Origin of the sequence: Caenimonas sp. SL110 (genome assembly GCF_001044395.1) — a bacterium.
In the GTDB taxonomy this organism is placed as follows: domain Bacteria; phylum Pseudomonadota; class Gammaproteobacteria; order Burkholderiales; family Burkholderiaceae_C; genus Ramlibacter.
The window spans coordinates 1-1,133 of record NZ_JANU01000070.1 but is presented as its reverse complement, the minus strand read 5'-3'; the positions used below and the strand labels follow the sequence as shown (position 1 = coordinate 1,133).

The window sequence follows — 1,133 nt, the reverse complement described above, 5'->3', positions numbered from 1 at the left end:
ACCAAGCCGCACGTCAACGTGGGGACGATTGGACACGTGGACCATGGCAAGACGACGCTGACGGCGGCCATCACTTCGGTGCTGGCGAGCAAGTTTGGCGGGGAAGCCAAGGCGTACGACCAGATCGATGCGGCACCCGAAGAAAAGGCACGCGGCATCACGATCAACACGGCGCACGTTGAGTACGAGACGGCAAACCGTCACTACGCGCACGTGGACTGCCCGGGTCACGCTGACTACGTCAAGAACATGATCACCGGCGCCGCCCAGATGGACGGTGCGATTTTGGTTTGTTCGGCTGCCGACGGCCCGATGCCCCAGACGCGCGAGCACATCCTGCTGGCGCGCCAGGTGGGTGTTCCGTACATCCTGGTGTTCCTGAACAAGTGCGACATGGTCGACGACGCTGAGCTGCTGGAGCTGGTGGAGATGGAAGTGCGCGAGCTTCTGTCCAAGTACGACTTCCCTGGCGACGACACGCCGATCATCCACGGTTCGGCCAAGCTGGCGCTGGAAGGCGACAAGGGCGAGCTGGGCGAGCAGGCGATCATGAAGCTGGCCGACGCAATGGACAGCTACATTCCCACGCCAGAGCGCGCGGTTGACGGTGCGTTCCTGATGCCTGTTGAAGACGTGTTCTCCATCTCGGGCCGCGGCACGGTGGTGACGGGCCGTATCGAGCGCGGCATCGTGAAGGTTGGCGAAGAAATTGAAATCGTGGGCATTGCGCCGACGCAAAAGACCACCTGCACGGGTGTTGAGATGTTCCGCAAGCTGCTGGATCAGGGCCAGGCGGGCGACAACGTTGGCATTTTGCTTCGCGGCACCAAGCGCGAAGACGTGCAGCGCGGCCAGGTGCTGTGCAAGCCGGGTTCGATCAAGCCCCACACGCACTTCACCGCTGAGGTGTATGTGCTGTCCAAGGACGAAGGGGGCCGTCACACGCCGTTCTTCAACAACTACCGTCCCCAGTTCTACTTCCGCACGACGGACGTGACCGGAGCGATCGAGTTGCCTGCGGACAAGGAAATGGTGATGCCGGGCGACAACGTGTCGATCACGGTCAAGCTGATCAACCCGATCGCCATGCAAGAAGGCCTGCGCTTTGCTATCCGCGAAGGTGGCAAGACCGT

At 61.9% G+C, this 1,133-nt stretch carries 1 protein-coding gene; it reads left to right on the top strand.

Annotated features, from left to right (window positions below):
* Nucleotides 1-1,133: elongation factor Tu (tuf, locus tag AQ12_RS21660; RefSeq protein ID WP_152682897.1), on the top strand; the 1,133-nt coding region annotated here is incomplete at both ends.